The sequence below is a fragment of the Chitinimonas prasina genome (genome assembly GCF_030160395.1).
Taxonomy (GTDB): domain Bacteria; phylum Pseudomonadota; class Gammaproteobacteria; order Burkholderiales; family Chitinimonadaceae; genus Chitinimonas; species Chitinimonas prasina.
The window spans coordinates 1-1,695 of sequence record NZ_BSOG01000012.1; the positions used below are offsets into that span (position 1 = coordinate 1).

The following is a 1,695-nucleotide window of genomic DNA, read 5'->3' on the forward strand; positions in this document are numbered from 1 at the left end:
ATCGAGATCTTCTCGTTGTGGTCCACCCGCTCGGTGCGGTCGTTGTGCACCGTGATGGTCTCGTTGTTGTCCACCGTCTCGGTACGGTCATGCTTCACCAGCACCGTCTCGTCGTTGTCCACCGTCTTCTTGCGATCGTGGCCCACCCAGTGGCTTTCGTCGTTCTCCACCTCGATACGTTGGTCCTTCTCGGCATGCAGCCACAGCTCTTCCGCCCCCTTCTTGTCCTCGAAGCGGATGGCGTTGGCGTTGTCGTAGCTGCCACCCGGGGTGGAGCGGCTCAGCATGCCGGTCTGGGTCTGGTTGGCCGGTAGCTCCCACGGCGGCATCTGGCCGGCGTTGTACACCCGGCCGGTAATCAGCGGCTGGTCAGGATCTCCTTCCAGGAAGCTGATCACCACCTCCTGGCCAATGCGCGGCACCGCCATGGCGCCGAAGTTCTGTCCGGCCCAGGGCTGCGAAGCACGGACCCAGCAGGAGCTGTGCTGGTTGCGCTGGCCGCGTCTATCCCAGTGGAACTGCACTTTGACCCGGCCGTACTGGTCGCTGTAGATCTCCTCGCCCTGCGGGCCGACCACCACGGCGGTCTGCGGGCCTTGCACAAAGGGGCGCGGGGTGTAGCGGGTGGGGCGGAAGGGCAGGCTGCTGGGCAGGGCTTCGATCTGGCACAAACAGACCCAGTCGCCAGCACCCGATTCGTAGGAGGCTTCCGACCAGCTGAGGTGGGCGCTGGTGACCAGGTATTCGCGGTTCTGGTCGCCGCGCGGGTGATCGCTGAGGGTAAACAAGGCGCCCACCGGCAGGCCCCGGACATTGCCCTGGCCACGGACGGTTTCCTGGCGGGCCTGCATGGCATCGAGCTGGACCCGCACATAGTGCTCGCCGACAGCCGGGTTGTCGTATTCGCCGGGGTAGTCGAACACCTCATGGCGGGCTTCGCCATGCTCGCGGGCAACGCGGGAGCGGACGGTAAGGTCGGCGCGGGGTTTCTGGAAGTCGTAGTCTGTGAGGACATAGTCCACCGGCTGGACGGACTTGGTGTAGTTCCAGTGTTCGAGGTGTTCGCGGTCCGAAGTCATGCCGCCATCGCCACCACCCTGTTCAAAGGGGATGTGGGCATAGCCGGGGGCGGGGGCATGGGCGGAGAGGGCGTCGGCCAGGATCAGGGTGTGCAGGCCGTCCTTGTGCTCGAACCAGAAGTAGATGCCTTCCTGTTCGCACAGGCGGGCGACATAGTTGTAGTCCGACTCGCGGTACTGCACGCAGTATTCGCGGGGGGCATAGGATTGGGTAAGGCGGAACTCGAACTTGGCCAGGGGGTGATCAGCGAAGATGGCCTTGATGATGTCGGGGGTGTTCTGTTCCTGGAAGATGCGGCTGTCGGCGGTACGGGTGAGGAACCAGAGCCAGGGACGGAGGATGGCTTCGTAGACGTAGTAGTCGCCTTCCTTGCCCTTGAGTGACATCTCGCAGACGTAGAGGTTGAGATGGCGTGTGGCCATCAGCATGAGGTCGGAGCTGATGGTGAGTGGCTGTCCGACGAGTTTGTCCAGGGGGAGGTCGGGGCGCTTGGAGAGCGCGGTGAGGCTGTACTGGCCGATCTGTCCGAGTGCTTCGTGGCCGTCCAGGCGGCGGAAGATGAGGGCTTCGGGGCCGAGCGGGGTGGTGAGGCGGACATTGCGATGATCGAACATG

General features: G+C 64.1%; 1 protein-coding gene. It reads right to left on the minus strand.

Going from position 1 to position 1,695, the window contains the following annotated elements; all coding sequences use genetic code 11:
* On the minus strand, positions 1-1,695 hold a 1,695-nt coding region (locus tag QQK16_RS20930), incomplete at both ends, for a type VI secretion system Vgr family protein (RefSeq protein ID WP_284198439.1).